The organism is Terrabacter sp. MAHUQ-38 (assembly GCF_014518425.1).
Classification (GTDB): domain Bacteria; phylum Actinomycetota; class Actinomycetes; order Actinomycetales; family Dermatophilaceae; genus Terrabacter.
The window spans coordinates 70100-94945 of the sequence record NZ_JACVCU010000001.1; the positions used below are offsets into that span (position 1 = coordinate 70100).

Annotated in this window: 21 protein-coding genes and 1 tRNA gene; 15 read left to right on the top strand and 7 right to left on the bottom strand. The window is 65.3% G+C overall.

Annotation, left to right across the window (positions count from 1 at the left end):
* Nucleotides 1-103 precede the first annotated feature (103 nt).
* The 4 genes from H9I49_RS00380 (at nt 104) to H9I49_RS00395 (ending at nt 4548) form a co-directional block, all read left to right on the top strand.
* The gene (locus tag H9I49_RS00380) at nt 104-1162 is read left to right on the top strand and encodes a bifunctional DNA primase/polymerase (protein WP_188028310.1); all 1059 of its coding nucleotides are present in this window, start codon (nt 104-106) and stop codon (nt 1160-1162) included.
* Nucleotides 1159-2760 (top strand): YfjI family protein, encoded by a 1602-nt coding sequence (locus H9I49_RS00385; protein WP_188028311.1) that lies wholly within the window; start codon nt 1159-1161, stop codon nt 2758-2760. The genes H9I49_RS00380 and H9I49_RS00385 overlap by 4 nt, the downstream gene beginning before the upstream one ends.
* 164 nt (nt 2761-2924) lie before the next feature.
* Nucleotides 2925-3131 (top strand): helix-turn-helix domain-containing protein, encoded by a 207-nt coding sequence (locus H9I49_RS00390; RefSeq protein ID WP_188028312.1) that lies wholly within the window; start codon nt 2925-2927, stop codon nt 3129-3131.
* A 1-nt stretch (nt 3132) separates the two neighbouring features.
* Complete coding sequence (locus H9I49_RS00395; protein ID WP_188028313.1) at nt 3133-4548, top strand: tyrosine-type recombinase/integrase; 1416 nt, start codon at nt 3133-3135, stop codon at nt 4546-4548.
* A gap of 1309 nt (nt 4549-5857) precedes the next feature.
* Here H9I49_RS00395 and H9I49_RS00400 read toward each other — a convergent pair.
* Complete coding sequence (locus H9I49_RS00400) at nt 5858-6307, bottom strand: very short patch repair endonuclease (protein ID WP_188028314.1); 450 nt, start codon at nt 6305-6307, stop codon at nt 5858-5860.
* 222 nt (nt 6308-6529) lie between these two features.
* Between H9I49_RS00400 and H9I49_RS00405 the strand changes: the two genes are divergently transcribed.
* The 6 genes from H9I49_RS00405 (at nt 6530) to H9I49_RS00430 (ending at nt 15431) form a co-directional block, all read left to right on the top strand.
* Nucleotides 6530-8017, top strand: a complete 1488-nt coding sequence (locus tag H9I49_RS00405; RefSeq protein ID WP_188028315.1) for a DNA cytosine methyltransferase — start codon at nt 6530-6532, stop codon at nt 8015-8017.
* Nucleotides 8018-8322: 305 nt separating this feature from the next.
* The gene (locus tag H9I49_RS00410) at nt 8323-10971 is read left to right on the top strand and encodes a Z1 domain-containing protein (RefSeq protein ID WP_188028316.1); all 2649 of its coding nucleotides are present in this window, start codon (nt 8323-8325) and stop codon (nt 10969-10971) included.
* A complete protein-coding gene (locus H9I49_RS00415) occupies nt 10968-11969 on the top strand; it encodes a PD-(D/E)XK motif protein (protein ID WP_188028317.1) in 1002 nt (333 codons plus the stop codon). Before H9I49_RS00410 ends, H9I49_RS00415 begins: the two co-directional genes overlap by 4 nt.
* The gene (locus H9I49_RS00420) at nt 11966-13771 is read left to right on the top strand and encodes a hypothetical protein (RefSeq protein ID WP_188028318.1); all 1806 of its coding nucleotides are present in this window, start codon (nt 11966-11968) and stop codon (nt 13769-13771) included. The genes H9I49_RS00415 and H9I49_RS00420 overlap by 4 nt, the downstream gene beginning before the upstream one ends.
* A 47-nt stretch (nt 13772-13818) precedes the next feature.
* Nucleotides 13819-14646 (top strand): hypothetical protein, encoded by an 828-nt coding sequence (locus tag H9I49_RS00425; RefSeq protein WP_188028319.1) that lies wholly within the window; start codon nt 13819-13821, stop codon nt 14644-14646.
* Between the two features lie 158 nt (nt 14647-14804).
* On the top strand, nt 14805-15431 hold the full coding sequence (locus tag H9I49_RS00430) for a hypothetical protein (RefSeq protein ID WP_188028320.1): 627 nt from the start codon (nt 14805-14807) through the stop codon (nt 15429-15431).
* A 288-nt stretch (nt 15432-15719) separates the two neighbouring features.
* Here H9I49_RS00430 and H9I49_RS00435 read toward each other — a convergent pair whose 3' ends face one another.
* From H9I49_RS00435 to H9I49_RS00445, 3 genes are all read right to left on the bottom strand, one after another.
* A complete protein-coding gene (locus H9I49_RS00435) occupies nt 15720-16523 on the bottom strand; it encodes a hypothetical protein (RefSeq protein WP_188028321.1) in 804 nt (267 codons plus the stop codon).
* A gap of 55 nt (nt 16524-16578) precedes the next feature.
* Entirely contained in the window at nt 16579-17646 is a 1068-nt protein-coding gene (locus H9I49_RS00440; protein WP_188028322.1) for a hypothetical protein, read from the bottom strand.
* Between the two features lie 198 nt (nt 17647-17844).
* Complete coding sequence (locus tag H9I49_RS00445) at nt 17845-18078, bottom strand: hypothetical protein (protein WP_188028323.1); 234 nt, start codon at nt 18076-18078, stop codon at nt 17845-17847.
* A 136-nt stretch (nt 18079-18214) separates the two neighbouring features.
* Between H9I49_RS00445 and H9I49_RS00450 the strand changes: the two genes are divergently transcribed.
* The 4 genes from H9I49_RS00450 (at nt 18215) to H9I49_RS00460 (ending at nt 19883) form a co-directional block, all read left to right on the top strand.
* Nucleotides 18215-19033, top strand: coding sequence for a hypothetical protein (locus H9I49_RS00450; RefSeq protein WP_188028324.1), 819 nt, complete (start codon nt 18215-18217; stop codon nt 19031-19033).
* A 30-nt stretch (nt 19034-19063) separates the two neighbouring features.
* Complete coding sequence (locus H9I49_RS00455; RefSeq protein WP_188028325.1) at nt 19064-19246, top strand: hypothetical protein; 183 nt, start codon at nt 19064-19066, stop codon at nt 19244-19246.
* A gap of 76 nt (nt 19247-19322) precedes the next feature.
* Nucleotides 19323-19574: a helix-turn-helix domain-containing protein gene (locus H9I49_RS24245; protein WP_223128206.1), complete on the top strand. Its 252-nt coding sequence runs from the start codon at nt 19323-19325 to the stop codon at nt 19572-19574.
* Nucleotides 19575-19586: 12 nt separating this feature from the next.
* Entirely contained in the window at nt 19587-19883 is a 297-nt protein-coding gene (locus H9I49_RS00460; RefSeq protein ID WP_223128207.1) for a helix-turn-helix domain-containing protein, read from the top strand.
* 302 nt (nt 19884-20185) lie between these two features.
* Here the strand turns inward: H9I49_RS00460 and H9I49_RS00465 are convergent.
* The 3 genes from H9I49_RS00465 to cysK form a co-directional block, all read right to left on the bottom strand.
* A tRNA-Ser gene (locus tag H9I49_RS00465) sits at nt 20186-20272 on the bottom strand.
* A 212-nt stretch (nt 20273-20484) separates the two neighbouring features.
* Nucleotides 20485-21195 carry a serine O-acetyltransferase gene (gene cysE / locus H9I49_RS00470; protein ID WP_188028326.1) on the bottom strand — a complete coding sequence of 237 codons (711 nt, stop codon included), beginning with the start codon at nt 21193-21195 and terminating at the stop codon, nt 20485-20487.
* A 31-nt stretch (nt 21196-21226) separates the two neighbouring features.
* Nucleotides 21227-22156, bottom strand: coding sequence for a cysteine synthase A (gene cysK, locus H9I49_RS00475; protein WP_188028327.1), 930 nt, complete (start codon nt 22154-22156; stop codon nt 21227-21229).
* 297 nt (nt 22157-22453) lie between these two features.
* On the opposite strand from cysK, the gene H9I49_RS00480 reads away from it, so the two are divergent.
* Nucleotides 22454-24823, top strand: coding sequence for a (Fe-S)-binding protein (locus H9I49_RS00480; protein ID WP_188028328.1), 2370 nt, complete (start codon nt 22454-22456; stop codon nt 24821-24823).
* Nucleotides 24824-24846: the final 23 nt, after the last annotated feature.

Consider the following 24846-nt stretch of genomic DNA (forward strand, 5'->3'; position numbering starts at 1 on the left):
GAAACCCACACCCGCACCCCTCGGGCGCTGCTACCCGCTACCGCCGCGTCCCTACCCCACCCATGCCTGAAACAGGCCACGAACGAGTGAAGGAGGACCCTCCATGCAGGCATCACCCGACACCCACGGCGCGGGCCCGGCGACCACAGCCCAAGGCGCGCCAGTGGCGCAGTCCGGCGCGGCATCCCTGCCCGAGGTCCGCGCCACGGCGCTATGGCTCGCAGCGCACGGCGTGCCCGTGTTCCCGCTCACCGTCGCAGGCAAGACCCCCGCGACAGCCGCCGGGTTCAAGGACGCAACCACCGACCCGGACGTCATCGCCCGGTGGTGGACCCGCCGCCCGTACAACGTCGGGATCTCGACCGGCCCGGCCCGGCTCGCCGTCCTGGACCTGGACACCCCCAACCACGGCCAGCACGACCAGGGCCAGTACGACCAAGGCGGCGCCGTCCGAGCTGCGCGCGCCAGCGCCCTGCTTGGGGCGTGGGCGACCGAGCCGGGCGTGATCGACGGCGCGGACGTGCTCGCCGTCCTGGCGGCCCGCGCCGGGCAACCGGTCCCCCTCGAGACGCGCACCGTTCGGACGCCCTCCGGCGGGACGCACCTGTACTTCCTGGCGCCGCACCCGCTGCCCTCGACGTGCGGGCGGCTCGGGCCGATGATCGACACCCGTGCGATGGGCGGCTACGTCGTCGCCCCACCATCGCGGACGGCCGCCGGTGGTTACCAGACGATCAACCCGGCCCCTCCCGCACCACTGCCCGGGTGGCTGCTCGACGCACTGACCCCGGCCCCACCCGCTGGCGCGAGCCGTCCCGGCCCGGCAGTCCGGCGCACCGCCGCAGCTCGCGGCCCGGTCACCGACCCGTACGTCTTTGCCGCGTTCGAGAACGAGGTCGACGCCGTGCTCGCGGCCCGACCCGGCACCCGCAACGACGCCCTGAACCGAGCCGCCTACGCGCTCGGGCAGTTCATCGCCGCCGGGCGGCTCAACGAGTCGATGGCCATCGACGCGCTGACCATCGCCGCCGAGCACATCGGCCTGTCCCCGGCGGAGACCGCCCGCACCATCGCCTCTGGCCTGGCCGCCGCCGAGCACACGCCCCGCCACGACACCGACCGCGACAGCACCCGTGGCCCCGACGCCGGGAGGCGACCATGACCGACCACCAGCACCGCAACACCACCAGCTCCGGCAGCGCGACGACCGCCGACACAGCGACAGTGATGCCGCTGGATGCCCGCAGGGTGCTCCGCCACGTCGGGGCCGGGCAGAGCGCCGCACAGGCCGCCAGAGACGCAGCCCTCGCCGCGCCGTGGGACGCCCCCGTGCCGCTGACGCCGGTCCGGGTCCGGCCCCCGTTCCCAGTCGAAACGCTGCCGACCTGGCTTCGCGCCATGGTCGATGAGGTCACCGAGGCCTTGCAGGTCCCCACCGACCTGCCCGCGACCCTGGCCCTGGCGTGCCTGGCCGTCGCAGCCGGTGGCCGGGTCGACGTCGCCCCGGTGCCCGGCTGGGTCGAGCCGACCAACCTCTACACCGTCGTGGCGCTCGTGCCCGGCTCCCGCAAGTCGCCGGCGTTCTCCGCGATGACCCGGCCCCTGTACGCGGCCGAGACCGCGCTGTGCGAGGCCACCGAGCCCGCCCGGCTCGAGGCGGCCCTGATGGCCCGCCGCGCCCGAGCCCACGCCGAGCGGGCCGCAACCACCGCCGAAAACACCGACACCGACGAGGCAATGGCCGACGCCATCGCCGCGGCCCGCGCCGCGACCGAACACGACGAACCACCAGAGCCACGACTGCTCGCCGACGACCTCACCCCCGAGACGGCCGCCACCCTGCTGGCCCGGCACGACGGGCGCCTGGCACTCATGTCCGCCGAAGGCGGCTCGTTCTCCACCATCGCCGGCACCAGGTACAGCGCCGCCGCGAACCTCGAACCCCTGCTCAAGGCCCACGCCGGGGACATGATCCGCATCGACCGCAAAGGCCGGCCCTCCGAGCGGATCGAACGGCCAGCCCTGACGATCGCCATCACCACCCAGCCCGGGCACCTGGCCAGCATCGCCAACACCCCCGAAGCGCGCGAGCGTGGCCTGCTCGCCCGGTTCCTCTACAGCCTGCCGACCAACACCGTCGGCAACCGGCAGATCCACCCCGACCCCGTCACCGACACCACCCGCCAGGCATACGAGACCCGCCTGTCCCGGCTCGTGCTCGACCTCGCGCTCACCCCCGAGCGAATCCAGCTCGACGTCGCCGATCAAGCCCGCGCCGTCTTGGCCGACCTCGAAATCTGGCTAGAGCCGCGCCTGCACCCCGAAACCGGCGAACTGGCTGCCGTCACCGACTGGGCCTCCAAGATGGCCGGAACCGCAGTCCGCATCGCCGGGCTCCTGCACCTGGCACACCACGGCACGAACGGCCGACACGCGCCCATCACCGGCGACACCATGACCGCCGCCGTCACCATCGCGCGCTACTACCTGGCCCACACCCTCGCCGTGTTCGACACCCTCACCGCCGACCCAGACCTGGACGCGGCCCGCCGAGTCCTCGACTGGATCGCGCGCACCCGCCCCGACACGTTCACGCGCCGCGAGCTGCACCGAGGGATCAAGTCGCAACGGTTCCCCAAGCCCGAATCCATCGACCCCGCCATCCGGCTGCTGCTGGACCACGGCCTCGTCCGGGTAATCCCCGGGCCCAAGAAGGGAGGCCGCCCCAGCCCCACCTACCAGGCGCACCCCAACGTCTGACCAAGCCCACCCGCACACACGAAAGGTTTTGGCAGTCCACCCAGGGTTATGGCACACGCCCCCGTGCCAAAACTCACCCGCTGTGACCTGCGGAAACGCCGTATTGGCGATTTTGGCAGTTTTGGCAGGCCGCCCCCGGCCGCGACCTCGGAGGAGACCCACCCGTGTCCACGCACACCGCCCCCCGTCCCAACCGCGCACACCTGACCATCGCCGACATCTGCGCCGAACTCGGCGTCGCGCGATCAACGTTCTACGACTGGCGAGCAGCCAACAAGGCGCCCCGCTGCTTCAAACTTCCCAACGGCGAAATCAGGGTGAGGCGAATCGACTTCGAGGCCTGGCTCGATGATCTGGCGGAGGTGGCCTGAAATGAGCGAACTTCAGCTGACCTACGACGTTCGCGTCTGGTCTGTCGACGCCAACAAGGGCAAGCGTCGCACGACCTATCGCGTGAGGTGGGTCGTCGCCCGGGTCGCGCGTACCAGAACCTTCCAAACCCGGAAGCTCGCGGACTCGTTCAGAGCTGAGCTGCAATCAGCGGCCACCAAGGGTAAGGCGTTCGACAACGCGTCCGGCCTCCCGGCGGAGATGGCGCGCCAGGCGTCCGAGGTGACGTGGTACGCGCACGCGATGGAGTTCGTCGCCACGAAGTGGCCTCGGGCTTCGGCGAAGTCCAGACGAAGCATCGCTGAGTCTCTGGCGACGGTCACCCCGGCCCTAACCCAGGACGGACGTGGGAGGCCTACCCCTGACGAGATCCGCGCGCTGCTCTACCACTGGACCTTCAACCTCGCCGCCCGCTCAAAGGGCTTGCCCCGCGAGTACGCCAACACGCACGAATGGATGGAGCGCAACAGTCGACCCCTAACCGATCTGCACAACGCAAGTCTCACGAGGAGCGCGCTCGACCTGCTCGCCCTCAAGCTCGACGGGACCCAAGCAGCGCAGACGACGATCGCCCGAAAGCGAGCCGTGTTCTACGGCGCGCTGCGATACGCAGTCGAACGCGACCGCTTGGCCACACACCCCATGGAGAAGGTCCAGTGGACTACGCCCAAGTCAGACGATGAAGTCGACCGCCGAGTCGTCGTGAACCCGTCCCAGGCAGCCTCGATACTCAACGCGGTTAGAAGGATCGACCCTGCCATGGAGGCGTTCTACGGATGCATGTACTACGCAGCCCTTCGCCCGGGAGAGGCGCTTCACCTGCGGGAGTCCGATTGCACGCTGCCCTGGACAGGGTGGGGTGAACTACTTCTGACGGGTTCGACGCAATACGTGGGCGCGTGGGGCGACAAGGGGCAAGCCCAGGAGGACCTATCCCTGAAGCACCGCTCACGGACGGCCACGCGAACAGTTCCGGCATCGCCCGAGTTGGTCGCACTGCTGAGGCAGCACATCGACGATTTCGGCGCGGGTCCCGAGGGCAGACTCTTCGTGAGTCGCACAGGCAAGGCGCGCGTCCCCGTTGCAGGCCCATTCGCCCGCCCGGTCTCACCCGCCAGTTACGGAAACACTTGGCGACGGGCCCGATTGATGGCTCTCACGCCTGAGCAGGCGACCAGCCCTATGGCGCGCCGCCCCTACGACCTTAGGCACGCATGTGTGTCGCTTTGGCTCAACGCTGGAGTGCCCGCGACGACCGTCGCCGAGTGGGCGGGGCACAGCGTCGCGGTGCTCCTGCGGGTCTATGCGAAGTGCGTCGACGGCGAAGGGGAGGCAGCCAAGCGCCGCGTGGAGGCAGCGCTGAACCTCACCACCGGGCAATCACCGCCCCCGACATAGAACGCGCTGACACGGACACGCCCGGGCGGTGAACGCAGTGCCCTCCGACCGAGCGTGCATCCGGTCGGAGGGACGCGTGCCGGCGCCCAGGGCCGCAGATCGTGGTCGCCCACATCGCTTGTTTTGCGAATGCCGCCACACGAAGGGCCCGCGAATCCAGCTTTGGGAATCCTGCAATGGGAGCGGCTTCACACGACCGCGGCTCGTTGTCTGAGCCCGTAGATCGCCGGCACTGCCCGCTGGGGCCCTCGCGTCAACGCACGCTCGTTGCACGCTCACGGCGTCCCGAGGACAGGCTCGCAGATTATCGGGGCCAAGCGGATGCGCGGATGTGCGCCTTTTCCCGAACTCCAAGCAACGCTGTCCAGTGGGCGTGTCCTGTGGGGCGAGACCCTTACCGACGTCGCTCAGTGCCACTCGATGGACCGCTGCTCTACTGCACGGCTGTCCAACTGACTGGCGGGCGCAGAGGGAGGTCGACACGGTGTGCTTCGGCGTGCTGGCAGAACATGCGTCCGCGACGAACGGGCGTCGTGACGCGGATAGGCTGTAATCAGCTGGGGAACTGCCCATTTCGCAGTTTCTCCAAGGCGAGAGTGGCTTCGAAACGAAGCCGTTCAAGGGCCCGATGGAGTTCCTCTTGCGTCGCATCCTTCAGAAGTACCTCAACTTTCACGTCTCCCGTTCTGCGGCCGGGTAGAAGTCGTGTCCTTACGTGGCGACGCATGTAGCGGCCCGCCGCCCGACCACATGCGCGAATCGCGTCGATCGAGTCCTGATCGTCTTTCCTGCAAATAGCCGTGTACACAAGATCAATCTCAAGGGCGAGCGCAACCTCTCGCACGAGTTCACCGTCTGGCTTATTCATCGTTCTCCTGTCTTTGACACTGGAACGAGTCCCGCCCGCGAGCCGCGCAGAGCGTGCCTCCCGCGACGACCTGTGGGTGGGGACTCGGATCTCAGAATGCGAGTGACGCAAGCGGAAAGCAAGAGGATGCGAGGGGCAATCTTTGCAAACGGACGTTAGCGTGCCACCAATTTCGGAAACGCCCGTTGACAGACGTGAAGTCACACAATTGGGTCAAAAGCGACTCGAGCGCTTCGCTGCTCGGCGCCCCGGCGATACGGTCGCCCATGCCCGCGAGACGGGTCGGTGATGCCAGCGAATCCTTGTCTGGGCGGTTGGGCGCGGGGCATTGCGCGCGAGAGGGGTACTGGTCGTTTGGGGGCGCTTTGAAGCTCAGTCTTCGCGCGGAAGGGTCAAGTCTGTTCACATTCGCCGCACGAAGGAGGCTCCGAATGGGATGATTTAGTCTCGAGACGATGCCGCGGTGATGCTGCGTGCCGATTGGACCTCTTCACATACCAGGTCGGCTGCCTCAGTAACGGGCACGTGTTCCCATATCCGGAGAACCTTCCAGCCCTGCTCTATGAGAAGAGCGTTTGTTTCGGCGTCTCTCTCCCTATTCTGTTGCACCTTTTTCGCCCAAAAGCCCGCGTTGGCTTTGGAATAGTTGTGGTGTAACGGGCAGCCATGCCAGAAGCATCCGTCTAGGAAGACCGCCAGCTTCAGCGTCGGAAACACCAAGTCGGCGGTGCGTCGGAGCCGTGGCAGGGGTCGGCGGTTCACAAAGTAGCGGAGGCCCCGCCCGTGCACAGCACGACGCAAGGCAAGCTCCGGCCCCGTGTCCCTACCGCGGTTGGCCTGCATCGTCGAGCGTGCCGCTGGCGATGAGGCCCAGGACTCGCGTGCTGCCATGGATCTAGCCTAATCGCGCGCGGTCGTGCGAGTGTCCCCCGCCCGTGCACGCCTGAGGTGACGGCGTGGGAGGCGGCCACAGGGCTGGGTGCCTCGGGAGTGAACGCGTGCGAAGTGAGGGGCGGGTGCCGCGAGGGTCGGTAGGAGGAGTGCGGGCGTTCACGGGTACCCTGGGGCTAGCCCAGCCGGCAGCGGGGTGGAATAGCAGACAGAGAGGTGCGCATGGGTGCAATCCCGGTTGTAGACGTCTTCGCAGGTCCGGGAGGACTGAACGAAGGCTTCTCCGGAATCAGCGACCAGAACGGGCGCGTATTCAAAACCGTGGCGTCAATCGAGATGGACAAGGAGGCTGTCGAAACACTTCGCCTCCGGGCCGCGTTCAGGAAGTCGATCGACCAAGACGGCGGCATTCCTGCCATCTATCAGGACTTTGTCTCTCGGCACGTCACCCATGATCAACTCATCTCTCATCCCACATTCAAGGCTGCCTGGGACCATGCTCTTGCTGAGGTTCACCAGCACGAGCTCAGTGAGGATACGCGTGACATCTCGGACGAGTTGGTTGAGTCGGCACTGAAGGACACGTTGGATAACGATGAACCTTGGGTGCTGATAGGAGGACCTCCGTGCCAGGCGTATTCTCTCGTCGGACGGTCGCGACGCAAGCACGATTTGGCGTTCAAGGATGACCACAAGCACACTCTGTATCGCGAGTACCTGCACCTCATCGAGAGGTTTCGACCTCATGTCTTCGTGATGGAGAATGTCAAGGGTCTCTTGTCTTCTCAGCACGGTGGGGGTCCCGTGTTCAAGGCCATCGAGTCGGATTTGACACACCCCGCCGCCGACCTGACGTACGTCCTCAGGTCCTGTGTCGTTGAGGGCGACGCAGATGCTCTCTCTCCCTCCGACTTCATCGTGAGGGCCGAGAAGTTTGGCGTACCGCAAGCGCGCCATCGCGTCATCCTTCTGGGCTTTCGAAGTGACATCGACTCGTCGCTGTTCTCGCCCTTGACTGAATCGCCGTCGGTATCGGTTGAGTCAGTAATCGGCGATATGCCGAAAATCCGCTCTGGAGTGAGCCCTAGGAGTCGAGACAACGACGCGGACTGGACCGAGGCCCTCAGACTGGCTGGGAGGGAGGCCGAGGTGAGTCTTCCTCGAAAGATCTCGGTCCCCGCCCTGTCGCGTGGACACATCGGCACGTATACCTCGCAGCTCGACGGCGACCTAGGCGCGTGGATCTCCGCTCATCCCCTGACCGGCATCTCGCAACACGAGTCGCGTCATCATATGGATCTCGATCTCGCGCGGTATGCATTCCTAGCCTTCAAGTTGCAGCAGGGAAAGAAACTCCACGTTGGTGATCTTCCTCCGAAGCTCCGGCCAAAGCACAGCAATCTCGACTCGGAGAGCGTCCCGTTCACGGATCGATTCAGGGTGCAGGCGCCGAAAGGCCCAAGCACCACCGTTACCTCGCACATCTCCAAAGACGGCCACTATTTCATTCACTACGATCCGCTGCAGATGCGTAGTTTGACGGTACGCGAGGCCGCTCGTCTTCAGACCTTCCCCGACAACTACTTCTTCATGGGCGGGCGTACAAAGCAGTACCACCAGGTCGGAAACGCGGTACCCCCATTCCTCGCTCGACAGATCGGAGAGATCGTCGCCAAGGTACTGGGAAGGGCCTCACAGACACCTCGCTGACGGTGACGCCAGCTGGGCGGTCCGTATCGCTGATCTCCATCTCGGGACCGATCGCTGTTCAGCGCACTCTCCTGAGGTGGCGGCAGCTGTCGCCTGAGCGAGCGACGGTGTACACGTGGATCTATCGATGTCCACGCGGGTTGGTGTGCCGTGTCGCTGACACCCTCGCTTGGATGAGCCACCAAGCGGGTAGATGGTGGTATGAAGTGCAGCGACACACGTGCAGGTGGTGACTCGCCGGCATCACGAATCGTGCGGGGGCACCTTTGGCTCCTGCGCTCACGCACAGAGGGACCCCAAGGGACATGCTCAACGAGCAGGAACGCGAACGTTACGTCCGCTTCATAGGCAGGTACGTGGCGGGCGGAGGCTCTGTTGCCGCGGTATACCGCGACCTCATAGAGATGGGCCTCATGCCCGCAGTGGCGCAGGAGGCAAGACTCGCCTACGAGAGAAAGGCGGGCCTCATCCGAGACCTCAAAGATCCCGGAGCCCTGGTTGACAAAGAGCGGAAAGAGGGGGCCTGGTATGCAGGCCCGAGCAAAGACGACGTCTTCTGGCCGGCACTCCATGCTGCGCTCATGCCAAAGTTGCCGGAGAAGGCGCTCCTAGAGGTATCAAATTCCTCCAACAAGATCGTTGGGCTGGGTCGGCCACCCGGGGCCGCCAGCATCCGCACGCGCGGGCTGGTCCTTGGGCACGTCCAGAGCGGCAAGACTACAAGCTTCATGTCTGTGGCGGCGAAGTCGGCCGACGTCGGCTACCGACTCATTGTCGTCCTATCGGGCGTAACCGAGAACCTGCGTAGTCAAACCCAAGAGCGCCTCGAGCAACAGCTCATAGGCAACCTCGGGAAGAACTGGGTGCGCCTCACCGATGAAGATTCTGACTTTCAGAAGTCGGCAAATGCGATGCCCTTCCTCGCAAGCAGTCAGCACCGACTTCTTGCGGTGGTCAAAAAAAATCCGCACAGGCTGCGCCGCCTAGCCGAGTGGCTTGAGTCAGCAGGCGAAGCCACCCTCTACTCCTGCCCAATTCTGATCATCGACGATGAGGCGGATCAGGCCAGCATTGACGTAGGGCGCAAAAGGCAATCCGTCATCAATGCTCTCATCGGTCGTCTGCTGAAGTGCCCGAAGTCAGCCTACTTGGCGTACACGGCCACTCCCTTTGCGAATCTCCTCATAGATCCGGCCGTTGAGGATGGCCTTTATCCGCGCAACTTTATAGTGAGTCTCAGGCCAGGAGAGGGCTACTACGGACCGGAGCGCCTCTTCGGACGCGATCTGCTCGAGCACGTTGAGGACGAAGACATCGCCGAGCCTGATGACGTGATTCGAGGGGTGCCATTGACCGACGTCCCAGCGGCGCAGCCGCCGAAGGGGAAGAACGCCGCGTCGTCTTGGACCCCCGAGATTCCACCCAGCCTCGCAAGCGCAGTTGAGTGGTTCCTTCTCGCGACCGCGGCGCGCTGGGTTCGGGGCCAGCGAGGAAAGCACTCATCCATGCTGATTCACACGTCGATGATCGCTGACGCGCACTTCAGCCTGCAGGCCGTGGTGCGCGAATACTTGTACTCACTATCGCCACTCGTTGCACGCGCAGATGGGAAAACCATGGCGAGCCTGAGAGCTCTGTGGATGAGTGAGGTCGACCGCGTGACCCGCAAGGGCGATGAATCTGAGGTTGCTTGGGCTCAGGTAGCGGAGCTGTTGCCAGAGGTGGTCGACGAGGTCACCGTGATCGTGGACAACTACCGATCCACCGAGCGGCTTGCCTATGGCGCAGACGAACCGGTTACATGTATCGCCATTGGTGGCAACACACTGAGCCGGGGGCTAACACTCGAGGGCCTTGTGAGCTCATATTTCATTCGAGCGGCCTCCGCATATGACACCTTGCTGCAGATGGGTAGGTGGTTCGGGTATCGACCAGGCTACTCGGACCTGGTGAGAATCTGGATGACGGACGAGCTGAAGCAGTGGTTCCGCGACCTCGCCACGGTCGAGGCTGAAATTCGCCGTGAGATCGACCGGTATGAGAACGAAGGTCTTGAGCCTACGGAGTTGGCGGTGAAAATTCGAACGCACCCAGCCATGTCAATCACGGCTGCCGCCAAGATGCGCTCCGCCACGCAAGCCAGTCTGTCGTTCTCGGGGACACGAGAGCAGACGATCCTGTTCAAGCGTACGGATGTAGATTGGCTAGCCGCAAACTGGGCAGCCGCCGAGGACTTACTGGAACATGCTTCCGCTCGACCGGGTGTTGAGGAGTCGCGAACCGAGGGCTCGCAAAGGTATGTTCTGCGCAACGTCCCCGCGAAGAACATCCTTGAGTTCCTCGCCACCTATGAGTTCCATCCCGACGCAATCCGTCTCAATACCGCTCTGTTGCGCAGGTATATTGAGCAGGAGAACAGGGAGGGCGCTCTCACTCACTGGAACGTGATCGTGATGTCGAACGAGAGCGATACGGAAGGCCAGGCCGGGCTTGGACGCGCTGGGCAGGTCAATCTGATCCGGCGCACGCGCATGAAACAATCAAAGCCGGGTGTGGGAAACATCAAGGCCCTGGCCGGCTCCTCTGATCGGGCGGCAGACCTCGGACCTGACGTGCTGCAGGATCTCGGGCCGCAGCCGTCAGACGCCCAGATCATTCGTGCGCGCCGGCGCGTGCAGGCGGGACCCCTCTTGGCGCTCTACCCCATCACCAAGACATCCAGCGCTCCGACGAAGCCGGCCCGTGAGCCGCTCGACGCAGCCGGGAATGTGCTGGGTGTCGCATTCTTCTTTCCCGACGCGGTAGGCAAGGCGAGCACGATCACTTACATGAGCGCCGACCTCTCCTCCTACGCAGTCGAGGACGCAGATGAAACCATCGACGCAATGGATGAGGCGGATGCGGCCCGCGCCGAAGGCACCGCGAACATCGAGAGCGGTGACGCACTGCCGTGACGGAGACAACCGAGTCCATCTTCGACATGTTGGACAAGCCCTCGTCCGGATTATGGCGGGTGCGAGAGACGGATGTTGTCAGCGAGGGCCGCGCCCTCCGTCTTGCGCGAGACGACGACGGACGGCCGTGTCTGTTGGTTCCGGCCACGGGCCGCAGAGCGGAGACCTTGATCGTCACCCGGGGGCTCAAAGCTCAGGTACGGGCGCTCGTCGATGCTGGCGCCTATGAAGACTGGCTGATCCTTACCAGCCAGGACTCTGGTCTGGATACCACCTTCTTCAGGCTGTGTGACAACGTCCTCCGCCACCTGGGGGCGCCTGATAATGAAAGTGCTGATCCCGTCGCAGCAGCACTTTCGATTGTTGAGCGCTGGCGGGAGCTGATGGAAAGTCTTCCGTCTTCCCTCCTGAGTGAGGGGCAGTGCGCGGGCGCTCTTGCTGAGCTGCACGCACTGGAACTTCTGGTTGGGAGACTCGGACCGCAGGACGCTATGACCAGTTGGGTGGGACACGATCGTGCCCGCGTGGACTTCCGCTTCTCGTCGTGCGGTATCGAGGTCAAAGCCACGCTCCATCGTGACCGGTTCATGGTGACGATCCATGGGTTGTTGCAGATGGATCCCGCTGGCGTCGGAGATCTCTACCTCTACGCGGAGCAGTTCGAACGCGTCCCGAGCGGCGGTGACTCGATTCCTCAAGCCATCTCTCGCCTGTCGGCAGCAGGTCTTCAAGAAATCGAAGTTAGGAGCGCGCTTTCGCGAGTTGGGTACAACTCGGCCGACGAGGAGATCTACGCTGAAATGCGATTCAACGTTCTCAGCGACCGCGGCGTCCATGTGTCAGACAGCACTCCACGGATCGTCCGTTCAAGTTTCGTCCAAGATTCTGTCGCCGACGCCGTGTCTTCCGTCTCGTACTCCATCGATTTGACAGACCTGACCGTTGTACACGGTCGACTTCTGGAGGCTCGTGAGGTGTTCGAAAGGATCGCGCCATGAGGCCGCTGTTCCGCTACTCAGAGCCCTATGCCCCCCAAGGCAATATCGATGCCAAGGCAAGTGACCGGGCGATCGGCCGGCCCCAACTTGATATGTGGGACGTCGTCCTGCGAGAGACTCTTCAGAATAGCTGGGATGCCAGGCTTAGCGACGAAAGTCAGGTGGCCTATTCGGCTGACGCCTACTGGCCCACCGAATCGCAGATTCTAGCGCTGCGTCGAGATGTATTCGCTCAGGTATATCCTCGAAGCCAACTGAAAGAGTTTCTCGACGCAAATATTGAGGAGCAGCCTCTTCTGGTCATCACCGATGCGGGCACGAAGGGTCTCGGGGGGCCAACGAGGGCGGACCTGGTCACAGACGAAGACACTGACTTCGTTGACATGGTGCGCAACGTCGGGCGAGCGGCGGACAAGCGGGTTGGCGGTGGAACGTACGGTTTTGGCAAGGGCGTGCTGTGGCAGGCGAGCAGTTGCTCGACCGTGATCATCTACAGCAAGGCCACCTTCAAGGGTCGGCCGGTCTCCCGCTTCATTGCGATGGGGCACACGGACAGTTATGCCGAGGGAAGGAAGCGCTACACGGGCAGGCACTGGTGGGGCAGGCCTGACGAAACGACCATGGTCGAGCCCGTGGAGGGGCAGGAGGCGGATAGGCTTGCACTCGCTCTGGGCATGAAACGCCTAGAAGGACACCAGACGGGCACGTCCCTGATGATTCTGGGTCCGCTGGCGTCTGACAACACCGAGACTCTGTCCGACATCGTGCAGCGGATGGGTTCGGCGGCGCTCTGGTGGGCATGGCCGCACATGGTCGATGAAACCATCGATTTCAGTTTCACGGATGAGGGAAGTTCGGTCGCAGTTCCGAGGCCGTACGAAGATCCTGTCTTGCAGCACTTCGCAGCGGCGTATCAGCGCGCCAGCGCGAACCCCGGATCGGGGGGCGAGTTTCCCTGGCGCTCAGATTTTCTCCGTATGCAGCGTCCGAAGCTGGACCTCGGTAGCCTGGTCTGGAGGTATCTTCCTCCCGAAGAGTTGTTGGGTGAGACCCATGTCCCTATCACTTCTCATATCGCATTAATGCGGCGCCCCAGGCTAATTGTCAAGTATCTGCCGGTGCGCGATGCCCCCAAGGGGCAGGCGACAGTCGGCGTGTTTGTCGCCTCCGATGATGCAGATGAGTTCTTTGCCTCTGCGGAGCCGGTGGCTCATGACGACTGGGCGCCTACAAAGATGGGCCTCGCAAAGGGCGCGCGGAACCCAGTCAAGTATGCGCTTGAGAGAATCAGAGATTCCTTCGGCCGCGCTGCCCTGTCGGTGAGTCCTGAGGAGGACGCTGAGGAGCGGCGCCAAGGTCTAGTACATCTGTCTACCGCCCTTGGAGACATGGTCGTGAATGACGGCGATGCTGCCTCGGTTGAGCGCGGCCCAAGTGGGGGTGGCGGAACTCCACGGAAGCTCAGGGTTCGCGTGGTGGGCACGCCCTCTCTCGAGCTGGACGGCCACGAGCACATTGCGGTGTTCCAGCTCGAAGCGCTCATCCCCGCATCGACGAGGTTGCCAGTGGGGGTGACGGCAGATCCGTACGTCGTGAGCGAAGCTGGGCGAGAGACTGACACAGATCTCGAACAGCCAGAGGTGCGCGACTGGCGATACGAAGGGCAAGAAGCGGTGCGGATGAGGCGCGGATTGCGCATCAACAAACACGGTAGCGTCACGATGTCGGTTCACGTCGCAATCCCGGCAGACAGTGCGGTCGGCCTAGGCGTCCGGATCTTCGAGACCGGGCCGGCCGCATGACGACCGTTGTTCTGAGCCATAGAACCTGTTCTCCCGAGGCAGTCACTTTGGACCACTTCGTGGTGAAGAGCGGCTATCAAGAGCTGCTGTTTCCGCAATATGTCCCCGACTGGGATGACGAGACTGGGATCGAGGTGGGAGCCGCTTTTACGATCGACCTAGAGAGATGTCTGCAGGAAACGGGCCTATCGGAGAACTCGAAGTTGTCACTGCATTTGCTCTGGCACGCGACTGGATCGCGCCTTCGCGGGGCAAGCGAGCCGCACACTATTGTGCATGGGAACAACCACGCCTCGCTGCGGTTCACAGGTCCTGAACTCGGCGGGACCCTGACTGTGCGATGCGTGGTCACCTTGGCTAGGGCTGGCCAGGAATCGCACGAGCTGGCCCCGTCTCGTCCGGGCAGCATTCTTTGGAGTAGGGACCTAAGCGTGCGCCTCGAGGGGCAGGGGAGCCGCTTTCCGGTGTCGCACGTGGGCTTCTCCTCGAGTGGAATAGCCTCTGGATTGAATGGCGCTTGGTGCCTGGTATTCGAGAACGATGATTTGGTGGACTCCGGGGTGGGAAGCGTCCGTCTGTATCTGAATACCGAACACCCCTCCGTGGAGCGCTACCTTGCCGAGCCGCAGAGCGGCGCCGACTTTGGTCCGTTCATTAGAAACGATGTCAACCGGCAGCTTGTGCTGCGGGCTCTGCACCAAGAAGAGCTGGACATTGACGAGGAGTATCCGCGCGAGTCGCTTGGTGAGCTCCTCTCCCTAGCGGTCAGGCGTAACTTTCCAGGTAGGTCCCTTGACGAGGTGCGTGCGCTGTCGAGGGAGCGCCCGGGGGAGTTTGAAGCCGAGATTCAGGCGCGTGGGGGATTCCTGTTGTGAGCTTCTTGAGTTACCCCCGCCTGTCCGTATCTGTGGCGACCGAGTTGCTGGTTAGTTGCTATAACAGCCAAGAGCACGAGCTGGCGCCCTTAGGCGAAAGCTACATGGGTCGGGGCGCGTTCAGTGCTACAGCTTCGCGAAGGGCAGACGATGGCCACTTGGCAGCGCTGCGGGAGGAGGTCGTCGAGCTCGCCAAGGCTGCTGGCTTCCCAACAGAGCGACCTTTGGCGACATTCGACACGGAATTGCCGGGGCTGCTCGGCCGGCGTCTGCAGATGTCGCCGGCAGAGGCCGGGCGAATGGAGGTCTGGAATTTCCTCACCCTGGCGCTCTTGCCCGACGTCGCTCTTTGGCGTTGGCCTTCGGACACGAAGGACCCAACTTACGAACGCATCCTCGGCAAACCACGTAACGTGTTCCGTCGCCACTGGTGGCGATGGCGGATCCTCGGCCCGGACCTGCCCTTGAGGCTTGTGGAGGACGAGATGCAGCAGATCGTCGAGCGACCTACATCCCTTGGTGGGGACCCTCGAGTCGCGCGGGCCCTGGCGCACCAGCATCTGGAGCACTTGCACTCGCGGCGGGTAGTTGTGTCCGGGCGCTCGAGGAAGCTCGTTCGCGAGAAGCTCATGCGAGAGTCAGCCAAACGGGTGCTTCGTATCGGACGCGTGGTGGCGCTTTCAACGTTGTCGGACGAGCATCTCGCAGATCTTATGAGGGAGATCGTCGATCGCGCTGCCCTGGCGCAGGCGGAGGCCCTAACAGGCACTATCGAACTGACGTAGCTGGCGCGCCGACGCTCATCCTCCCGCTTGGGGCCAGCCCGCGTTCACGATGGGTCCCTCCCGGGCTGCCGAGGATGGCGCACCAGCGCCACCCGCAAGCGGCGCGCCGGCGGAGCCGGCGCCTTGATCTCTAAAGAGGGCAATTCAGCCATGGAAGTGTTCGAGGGTCGTCCTCCGCCGGCTGAGGCGCGACAAACGTAGCCCGTCATCGGCAAAGATGGTCTGCTGGGCCAAGTGCCGAACCCCACCTGCGGGACCTAACGCATCGCTCGAGCGCGGCCTATCCGCTCACGAAGGTGGCGGCACGAGGGCCGCCACCAGGGCGCAAATCCTCGTCTGGCTCGACTTGTCCCTCGTCGCGAGGGCCGGGCCGCCGCTCGCGATGGTGCCGAAGTGAGCGTGAAGGATCCTCGCCGTCTCTTTGCCGGAGGCGCCCTTGGGCCAATCGGCAGGTGTCAGCGATATCTGGCGAGCAACTTCCAGGAGCCGCCAGATATCGAGGGCATCGCGTTGCGCGTAGCGCCATCGGTAGGCGTACGCCTTCATGCAGAGCGCCGAAATCGCGTCAGGGAGCGGAACGGTGTACCTGAGATCTTCGCCCGTCGTCAAGGTGGTCATGACCTCCACCAGGGTCGGCGGGCGGGCAATGGCCACGCTGAGACCTGGGATCGCGTCTACGACGAGCTCGCCGAAGGGCCGGTTGGTCTCCATCCGGTCGCTGTACGACGGGATCAGGATGTCGATCTCCAGCTGCAACGGGGTGCCGGCATGCTCAGTGACCCTCCTGAACCGGTTGCCCTCTGTCTGCTGATAGCCGGCACGGACCATCGCCTCGACGAGGCTTTGGGCACCTGTCGTCTGGGGCGGGACGCCGAGGTCAGCGTCGTTGGTCTCGCGGTGAGGCACGAGGTCCGAGGCGCCGTGGAGCCACACGAGCAGACTGACCGCGTTGCCACCGACGAGCCTGAACTCCAGCCCAGCGTCTTCGGCGATCTTGGCGATGTCTGCTGTGCAGATGTGGCCAGCGTCTGCAGAACGGCTGGTTGAAGCGAGCCGTACCGTGGCCTTCGGAGGTGTCGTCGGGTCAGTCATCTCGAGCGGCATTGTGACACGGACCTGCGGGCCGCCCTCAGGTGAGGGGCGCTGGCTAGTTCCATTCGTCGCGACTCCTCAGCTCAGCCAGCACGCGCTTCACGGCATTGGCCGCCTGGTCCGCATCCAACTTGTTGGTGTCGTGCAGGTCCCACGCGACCTGCAGGGGGTCAGCGAGCGCAAAGGGCGCGTTCGGTGCCAGCTCCCGGCTCCGGTCGTCGAGCGGATGCGGCCAAACAGACATGTCGGTCGGCACCACCAGTTTCAAGGATGCCGAGTCCTCGGGCGCGGGCGTCAGTCCGGCCCGGCGCAGGTCCGCGCCCCATGGGGTGTAGACGACGGCCATCTGGCTGTGGCGGTACGGCGCAATGAAGTCCGCGGCAGCGTCACCGGACGCCATCGGCGACGGACCGTCCCACTTCACCGGGCGCTCCCTGTCGAGGTGACTGATTACGGTCGCCGCCTGCTCGACGACTCTGTCCAGGCCGTACCAGTACGTCGGTGCTGCACCCCCAGGGCCGGGGTACTCGGACACCCACTGGTCAAACAGTCGGCTGTAGTCGGACACGATCCAGCGCATACCGCCCTGGCTGTCCGACGGGATGCGCGCGACCAACCCGTCGGCGAGCAGCTCCTTGAGCACCTGTGAGACTCGCGGCTGTGTCACCTGACAGACCTCCACCAGGCTTGCCTGTGTCCACATGGCACCTAGAAGGAGGTGGCGGGTGATGGCGAAGCGCTGCCACGGTCGCCTGCCACGTGACGGTGGTGGCCCGCCGGTCTGCGCGTGACTATCCCCTGCCCCAAACGATATGGGACTTCGCCCCGAGAGACGCAACTCCCCCCGGATGGGGCCCACGTCGGGAACCGCGATCCAGGACCATCCATGGCGCTGCATCGCACGGCGCGCTGAGTCGCTAAAGGATGGCGCGATCATTAGAAGCCGAGCGCCGCGAGACGCGCGCGCGAGCTGTTCGATCTGCGATGGGCCGATGGGCCGGCTCCAGGTCTTGACCTTGACCGCCACCGGGCCCGCCAATGTGGTGTCGGCGAGGTACAGGTCGATGGAGCCGTCGCCGAGGTCGACGAACTGAACGCCTGCTTGCAGCAGCGCCTCGTGCACCTGAGGAGATATAAACAAAAGGCACCCTTCCCGCTTTTTGTTTATATTCGCAGATCAGCGGCCGAATCGCTTCCCAAGGTGGCCATTTTTGCTGTCGCTGCAGTGGGCGACCCTTCGGGCGACTTCGTCGTGGCTTGCCATCGCCCAGCCTAACGACGCTGTCAAGCCGGCTGCCACTTCCGGATCCCAGCGTCCGCCTCAACCCACCTTCGTGAGCAAGTCGCCCGCCAACCATTGCTGCGCAAGCACGCCGTCCTCCTCGAGGTAGTACGACACCAGACCGAACCACGCGCCGCCGCGCTGCTCCCACGCCAGCACGATGCCCGGATGCGGGCCTGGCGCTTCGCGCGGCCCGGAGACCCAGCAGTGTCGACGGGACGGTGGCATCGGTGGGATGGGGTGCTGCTGCCCTCGTCCCGATCCGCCGGCCATGACACCAGTGTGGCGCAGACCCGAACACCTGTTCGAGTAAGGCTCCAGTTGATCGACACTCGCGTCAGCCGCTGCTGTACAGCACGGGCGCCATGTAGCCTGCACCGCGACGTGTTGGCTTGGTCAGGGGTGCAGGGTGGGACTACAGGAGCGAGAAGATCGCCGACGTCGGTGGGGCATCGGCTATCGGATCTTCATCGCTGTGCTGATCCTTGCGGCCGCCACGACGAAGGCTCTCATCGAGGCGAAAGTGTGGAATGTCCCCTCGTGGGTGCTGCCCGCCGCGGTCATCGTGATCGCAGCATCGGCGTTTCGCGACAACGTCCGAGCGGCCATCGTGAAGGTTCGGGCGCCTCAGAAGGCCGCTCGTCGTGACGAGGCGAAGATGGCCGTCATCGGCATGCTCGCGAAGGTCGCCGAAGACCGCGGGCTGCCCGTCCTGGATCTTGGCGCGAGCGTCTTCGCCATCCGCAACGGTCCGCGGTGGACGCCAGCTCGCCTTCGGGAAAGGTTCGACCGCACTCGGCCTTATCTGGAACGCACGATGCGGGTGCGTTTGGCGGATATACCTCAAGCCTCGAATGTCCGGTGGCACAAGGGCAAGGGCGCCATTGGCCAGTGCTGGGAGATCGACCGGCCGGTCCACAAGTACTGGCTGCCCATCGCCAAGAAGCAGGGCGCCAAGGACCTGACGCAGGCGGAGTTCGACGACCTCCGCGAGGATGTACACATGAACCTGACGCTCGACGAGTTCAGGTCGATCGCTGCCAAATACGCCGAGATTCTTGCCGTTCCGGTGAAGAAGCCCGATGGGCAGATCGTCGGGGTCCTGTCGGTGGACCTAGCGGCGCGCAACCGCCTGGTCAGCCAGGGCCCCGCCCTCAAGAAGCCCGAAGTCGAGGAACTAATCACAACGGCCGCGAAATTCATCCAGAAGAGCGGCGTCACCGCGTAGTGTCACACTGAGCGTGGAGGAGGCGATCACGTGACCGAAAAGCCCCGCGACGTTGTCCAGGAGTACCTCGATCGACTTCGCTCGATGGGACCAAGCGATCGAATGTTGCGAGACATCGACGAGGTCGAGGAAGAGCACCGCCGAGAGCTGGCAGAGCAGGAAGCTCGTCGCCAGCGGGTGAAGCTTGGCTTCCGCGGAAACCACGACCGCTGAACGGCCACGCCCAGACGCCCTAGCCAGATGCTCTGCTCGCTGAGATGAGCGGCATCAGCGTCTATACGGTCGACACATGCCCTACCCCGGTCGCCCAGTGCTCCAGGTTCTTCCAGAGTTCGTGGGGACCGGCGCGGTCCACCAGACAGCAGACCAGCGGGCGCGGCTGCTTGCGTTCTGTGCGGAGCAGTACGCGGATGGCCGATCAATCCACGAGCTTGCCGAGCTGACCGGCCGGTCGCAGTCGGCGGTGCGGCGTGCGCTCGACCAAGCCGGTGTCCGGCGCCGCGGTCGCGGAGCTCAGCCGGTCAGCCACTCGAGCTCCTGACATCATCGGCTCATGCCTCGCAAACGTTCGGACTCTGTCGAGGAACACGCCTCGCAGCTGACGCCACGCTTCTACACGCTCAACGATGTGGCGACGCTGCTCGCTTCCACGGAGGCGCAGGCGTATGCGCTCGTGCGCTCGGGCGACCTGCCGGCGATCAAGATCGGGGGACGTGGTCAGTGGCGCATCGAGAGGTCCGTGCTCGATGAGTGGATCGCTAAGCAGTACGAGCGGACCGCCAAGTACATCCGGGAGAACCCCGTTCCCGAGTCCGATCGGCCCGGGAAGCGCGACACTTCGGCGCCCTGACTGGAGACCGGGGCATGACCAAGATTCCCCGCCAGGAATGGGCGGGGGCCTCGACAGCTAGAACGCGCCTGCTGCTCTCCGTCAGCTCACTGCGGAGTCGGTCGACCTCTCGCTGCACCCGTGGGCGCTCGAGTCCAGGGACCGGTGGCGGACCCGCCCAGATGCCCGCCCAGAACCAAGACACAAATACGACACAGATGGCCGCAAGCGGCCGTACTTGGCCGGACATGGTCGGACAGTGAAAGAAGGCCACCTGACCGGCATCGCTGCTGGTCAGAGGGCTTCTTCCCCTGTCACGAGCGCGGAGGGCGTGGGATTCGAACCCACGAACGGCTTGCACCGTTAGCGGTTTTCAAGACCGCCGCACTCGGCCACTATGCGAGCCCTCCAGTGTCCGCCGAAGTCTATCGGCGTGACCGCGCGAGGTTCGAACGCGTCCCAAGGAGCCCGAGTCGGCTCCGGCTCGTCGCGCGCGAGATCGCGCAGCCTGTGCGCCACAGCGAAACCAGGTTGCGCGATCAGGTGCGCGAACACACGCTCGATACGACGAGGGCCCCGGCATGTGAGGTCGGGGCCCTCGCCCAGGCGGATCGAGGTCCGCTCAGATGTACATGGCCGGGTCGAGCCAGTGGTTGGCGGCGTCGCGCTTCGGGAAGCGGATGACGGCCGGTACGCCGGTCGCGACGGCCCCTCTCGGCACGTCCTTGACGACGACCGAGTTCGCGCCGATCTGCACGTCGTCGCCGATGCGGACCGGGCCGAGCACGCGCGCCCCGGCGCCGATCGTGACGCGGTTGCCGACCGTGGGGTGGCGCTTGACGTGCTCCATGGAGCGACCGCCCAGGGTGACCCCGTGGTAGAGCATGACGTCGTCGCCGACCTCGGCCGTCTCGCCGATGACGACGCCCATGCCGTGGTCGATGAAGAACCGTCGGCCGAGCTGGGCCGCCGGGTGGATCTCGACCCCGGTGATCGAGCGAGCCACCGTCGCGAGGACACGGGCCGGGAGCCGGCCTCCGGGCCGCTTCCACAGCTCGTGGAGGCCCCGGTGCGCCCAGATGGCGTGCAGGCCGGGCGACGTGAGCGCCACCTCGAGCCGGGAGTTCGCGGCAGGGTCGCGTTCGATCGCGCCGTCGACGTCCTCGACGAAACGGTCGGCGAGCTTGCGCACGAGACCGAGCGGCCCGGCATACGTGGGCTCGTCGGCGACGACGACCGGACGATCGCCGGTGGCACCCTCACCGCGCACGAGCGTCAGCGATGGCTCAGCCGTCCTGGTCGTCTCGAGGTCGATCGTGGGGGCGGTGCTCATGCGGATCTCCTTGGTGCGCCGACGGACATCGTCAGTCGACGAGGCCCTCGAACAGGACAGTGGACAGGTAGCGCTCACCGAACGAGGGGACGATCACGACGATCGTCTTGCCCTTGTTCTCCTCGCGCTGGGCGACCTGGACGGCGGCGGCGATGGCGGCACCGGAGCTGATGCCGACGAGCAGGCCCTCCTCGGTGGCGGCGCGGCGCGCCCACTTCACCGAGGTCTCGGCGTTGACGTCGATGACCTCGTCGTAGATCTCGGTGTCGAGGATCTCGGGGACGAAGTTGGCACCGATGCCCTGGATCTTGTGCGGGCCGGGCTGGCCGCCGTTGAGGATGGGCGACTCAGCGGGCTCGACGGCGATGATCTTCACGTCGGGCTTGCGGGACTTGAGAACCTGGCCGACGCCGGTGATGGTGCCGCCCGTGCCGATGCCGGCGACGACGATGTCGACCTCGCCGTCGGTGTCCTTCCAGATCTCCTCGGCCGTCGTCTTGCGGTGGATCTCGGGGTTGGCCTCGTTGGCGAACTGGCGGGCGAGCACGCCACCCCGATCGGCGGCGATCTCGTCGGCCTTCGCGACCGCGCCCTTCATGCCCGTCGACGGGTCGGTGAGGACAAGCTCGGCGCCGAAGGCACGCAGCAGCGCGCGGCGCTCCTTGCTCATCGACTCGGGCATCGTCAGGACGACCTTGTAGCCGCGGGCCGCCCCGACCATGGCGAGCGCGATGCCGGTGTTGCCCGAGGTCGCCTCGACGATGGTGCCGCCCGGCTCGAGCTGGCCGCTCGCCTCGGCCGCGTCGATGATCGCGACGCCGATGCGGTCCTTGACCGAGTTGGCGGGGTTGTAGAACTCGAGCTTTGCGGCGACGGTCGCCTCGGCCCCGTCGGTGACCTTGTTGAGGCGCACGAGCGGCGTGTTGCCGATCAGCTTGGTGACGTCGTCGTAAATCGGCATGTGCTGCCCTTTCGGCGTGGGTGCTTGCAGCGGTCTGTCGCCCCCGATCGTCTGCGACAACCGGGCGTCCGTTATACATATTCCAACATGTCGTTATCCAATGCCAAGCCGCCGCCCAAGATTCGGGCGTCTGCCGTGTGGCGGGCGCACGACGTCGCCTCGGATCGCGCCGCCTCGGGCGAGTCGGCAGGGCTCGGTGAACGCCCGCGGCCGAGGTCCGCAAACAGGACGAGCGTCACTCCGCGACGGCCGTCACATTCGCTAAGCGCTTGCTAACTCGTCAGTAGAGTGGCCGGCATGAGTGCGCTCCAGATCGCGGCCGCTGTCGTCTGCCTCGGTGTCACCGCCGTCGCCGTCGCGCTGCTCGTCAAGACGGTCAACCACTTCGTGGCGACGTTCCGGCTCGGGCAGCCGGAGTACCGCGGCAACGACAAGGGCGCCCGGACGCGGACGCTGCTGCGCGAGTTCCTCGGCCACACCCGGATGTCGCGGCTGCCGGTCGTCGCGGTGGCGCACTGGTTCACGATGGTCAGCTTCGGGATCCTCTTCTTCACGCTGCTGAACGCGTTCGGTCAGCTGTTCAAGCCGGACTTCGCACTGCCGCTGATCGGGCACTTCCCGCCCTTCGAGTGGGTCACCGAGTTCTTCGCCTGGACGGGGCTGCTCGGCATCCTCGTGCTGATGGCGATCCGGCAGCGGCAGCACCCGCGCTCGGCGCCGGGCGAGGACGGGCGGCGCAGCCGGTTCTTCGGCTCGACGTGGTGGCAGGCCTACTACGTCGAGCTGACCATCCTCGGCGTCACGCTGTGCATCCTGACCCTGCGCGGGCTCGAGTACGCGCTCGAGTCGCTGGGCGGCAGCACGGGCACGACAGCGCTCGGCGACGCGAACGCACTGCACTACCCGATGACCGGCTGGCTCGGCCGGCTCTTCACCGGCTGGCCGGTCGAGACCCTCGAGAACGCCATCGTGCTCGTCGCCGCGGTCAAGATCCTCATCTCGTTCGCGTGGATGATCACCATCGCCCTGACCCCGACGATGGGCGTCGCGTGGCACCGGTTCCTCGCGTTCTTCAACATCTTCTACAAGCGCCACGCCGACGGGCGCACCAGCCTCGGCGAGCTGCAGCCCATCCGGGTCAAGGGCGAGGTCCTCGACTTCGAGAACGTCGATGACCTCGACGAGGACGCGCCGCTCGGGGTCGGCAAGGTCGAGGACTTCACCTGGAAGGGGCTGCTCGACTTCACGACGTGCACCGAGTGCGGCCGCTGCCAGTCCCAGTGCCCGGCCTGGAACACCGACAAGCCCCTGAGCCCGAAGCTGCTCGTGATGACGCTGCGCGACCACGCGCACGCCAAGTCGCCGTGGCTGCTCGCCTCCGAGGAGGTCCGCGCGGCCGGCATCGAGGCCGCTGACGGCGACTTCACCGACGCGACGAAGGCGGCGGTGGCGACGGAGCAGCTCGTCGGGGCGACCGGCTACGACATCCGCCACCCGCTGACCGCGTACAACCCGCACGGACCCGATGCCGTCATCGACGAGGACGTGTTGTGGTCGTGCACGACGTGCGGTGCGTGCGTCGAGCAGTGCCCCGTCGACATCGAGCACGTCGACGCGATCGTGGACCTGCGCCGCTACAAGAACCTCATCGAGTCGGCCTTCCCCGCCGAGCTGAACGGCCTGTTCAAGAACCTCGAGAAGAACGCCAACCCGTGGGGCCTGGCCCCGCGGCTGCGGATGGACTGGGCCAAGGACCTCCCCTTCGAGGTCAAGCAGGTCGGGGTGGACGTCGAGGACCTGGACGAGGTCGACTACCTGTTCTGGGTCGGCTGCGCCGGCGCCTACGAGGACCGCGCGAAGAAGACGACCCGCGCCGTCGCCGAGCTGCTCGACACCGCCGGCGTCACCTTCGCCGTCCTCGGCGACGGGGAGGCCTGCACCGGCGACTCCGCCCGCCGGGCGGGCAACGAGTTCCTCTTCCAGATGCTCGCCCAGCAGAACGTCGAGACCCTCAACGAGGTCGGCGCCACGAAGATCGTCGTGACCTGCGCGCACTGCTTCAACACGATCAAGAACGAGTACCCGCAGCTCGGCGGGACGTACGAGGTGCTGCACCACACCCAGCTGCTCAACCGGCTCGTCCGCGACAAGCGCCTCACCCCGGTCGCCCGACCCGGCGACGCCGCCACGAACGGCACCCTCACCGGCGCCGCCTCGACCGGCTCGAAGGTGACCTACCACGACCCGTGCTACCTCGGCCGGCACAACCAGGTCTACGCCCCGCCGCGCGAGCTGCTCCAGATCCTGCCCGGCGTGGAGTACGCCGAGATGGAACGGTCCAAGGAGAAGTCGTTCTGCTGCGGCGCCGGCGGCGCGCGGATGTGGATGGAGGAGAAGCTCGGCACCCGGATCAACAACAACCGCACCGAGGAAGCCCTCGCGACCGGCGCCGACCGGATCGCCATCGGCTGCCCGTTCTGCAAGGTCATGCTCTCCGACGGGCTCAACGCCGCCATCCAGGACGGCAAGGCCACCGACGCCGTCGAGGTCGTCGACGTCGCCCAGATGCTCCTCGCCGCCGTCCGCCGCGGCGACGGCGGTGGCGAACCCGCAGACGCCGAGGTGCCCGCGCCCCAGCCCGACCCGGAGCCCGCACCGACCGCCTGAGCCCGCCGGACGGCATACGCCGG

Excerpts from the sequence above, each read along its gene's own strand:
- cysK (WP_188028327.1), bottom strand. The coding sequence starts at position 22,156 with ATGCCGATTTACGACGACGTCACCAAGCTGATCGGCAACACGCCGCTC.
- H9I49_RS00445 (WP_188028323.1), bottom strand. The coding sequence starts at position 18,078 with ATGGCCGGCGGATCGGGACGAGGGCAGCAGCACCCCATCCCACCGATG.
- H9I49_RS00435 (WP_188028321.1), bottom strand. The coding sequence starts at position 16,523 with ATGACTGACCCGACGACACCTCCGAAGGCCACGGTACGGCTCGCTTCA.
- H9I49_RS00460 (WP_223128207.1), top strand. The coding sequence starts at position 19,587 with ATGCCTCGCAAACGTTCGGACTCTGTCGAGGAACACGCCTCGCAGCTG.
- H9I49_RS00400 (WP_188028314.1), bottom strand. The coding sequence starts at position 6,307 with ATGGCAGCACGCGAGTCCTGGGCCTCATCGCCAGCGGCACGCTCGACG.
- H9I49_RS00420 (WP_188028318.1), top strand. The coding sequence starts at position 11,966 with ATGAGGCCGCTGTTCCGCTACTCAGAGCCCTATGCCCCCCAAGGCAAT.
- H9I49_RS00385 (WP_188028311.1), top strand. The coding sequence starts at position 1,159 with ATGACCGACCACCAGCACCGCAACACCACCAGCTCCGGCAGCGCGACG.
- H9I49_RS00380 (WP_188028310.1), top strand. The coding sequence starts at position 104 with ATGCAGGCATCACCCGACACCCACGGCGCGGGCCCGGCGACCACAGCC.
- H9I49_RS00410 (WP_188028316.1), top strand. The coding sequence starts at position 8,323 with ATGCTCAACGAGCAGGAACGCGAACGTTACGTCCGCTTCATAGGCAGG.
- cysE (WP_188028326.1), bottom strand. The coding sequence starts at position 21,195 with ATGAGCACCGCCCCCACGATCGACCTCGAGACGACCAGGACGGCTGAG.
- H9I49_RS00395 (WP_188028313.1), top strand. The coding sequence starts at position 3,133 with ATGAGCGAACTTCAGCTGACCTACGACGTTCGCGTCTGGTCTGTCGAC.
- H9I49_RS24245 (WP_223128206.1), top strand. The coding sequence starts at position 19,323 with ATGCCCTACCCCGGTCGCCCAGTGCTCCAGGTTCTTCCAGAGTTCGTG.
- H9I49_RS00480 (WP_188028328.1), top strand. The coding sequence starts at position 22,454 with ATGAGTGCGCTCCAGATCGCGGCCGCTGTCGTCTGCCTCGGTGTCACC.
- H9I49_RS00405 (WP_188028315.1), top strand. The coding sequence starts at position 6,530 with ATGGGTGCAATCCCGGTTGTAGACGTCTTCGCAGGTCCGGGAGGACTG.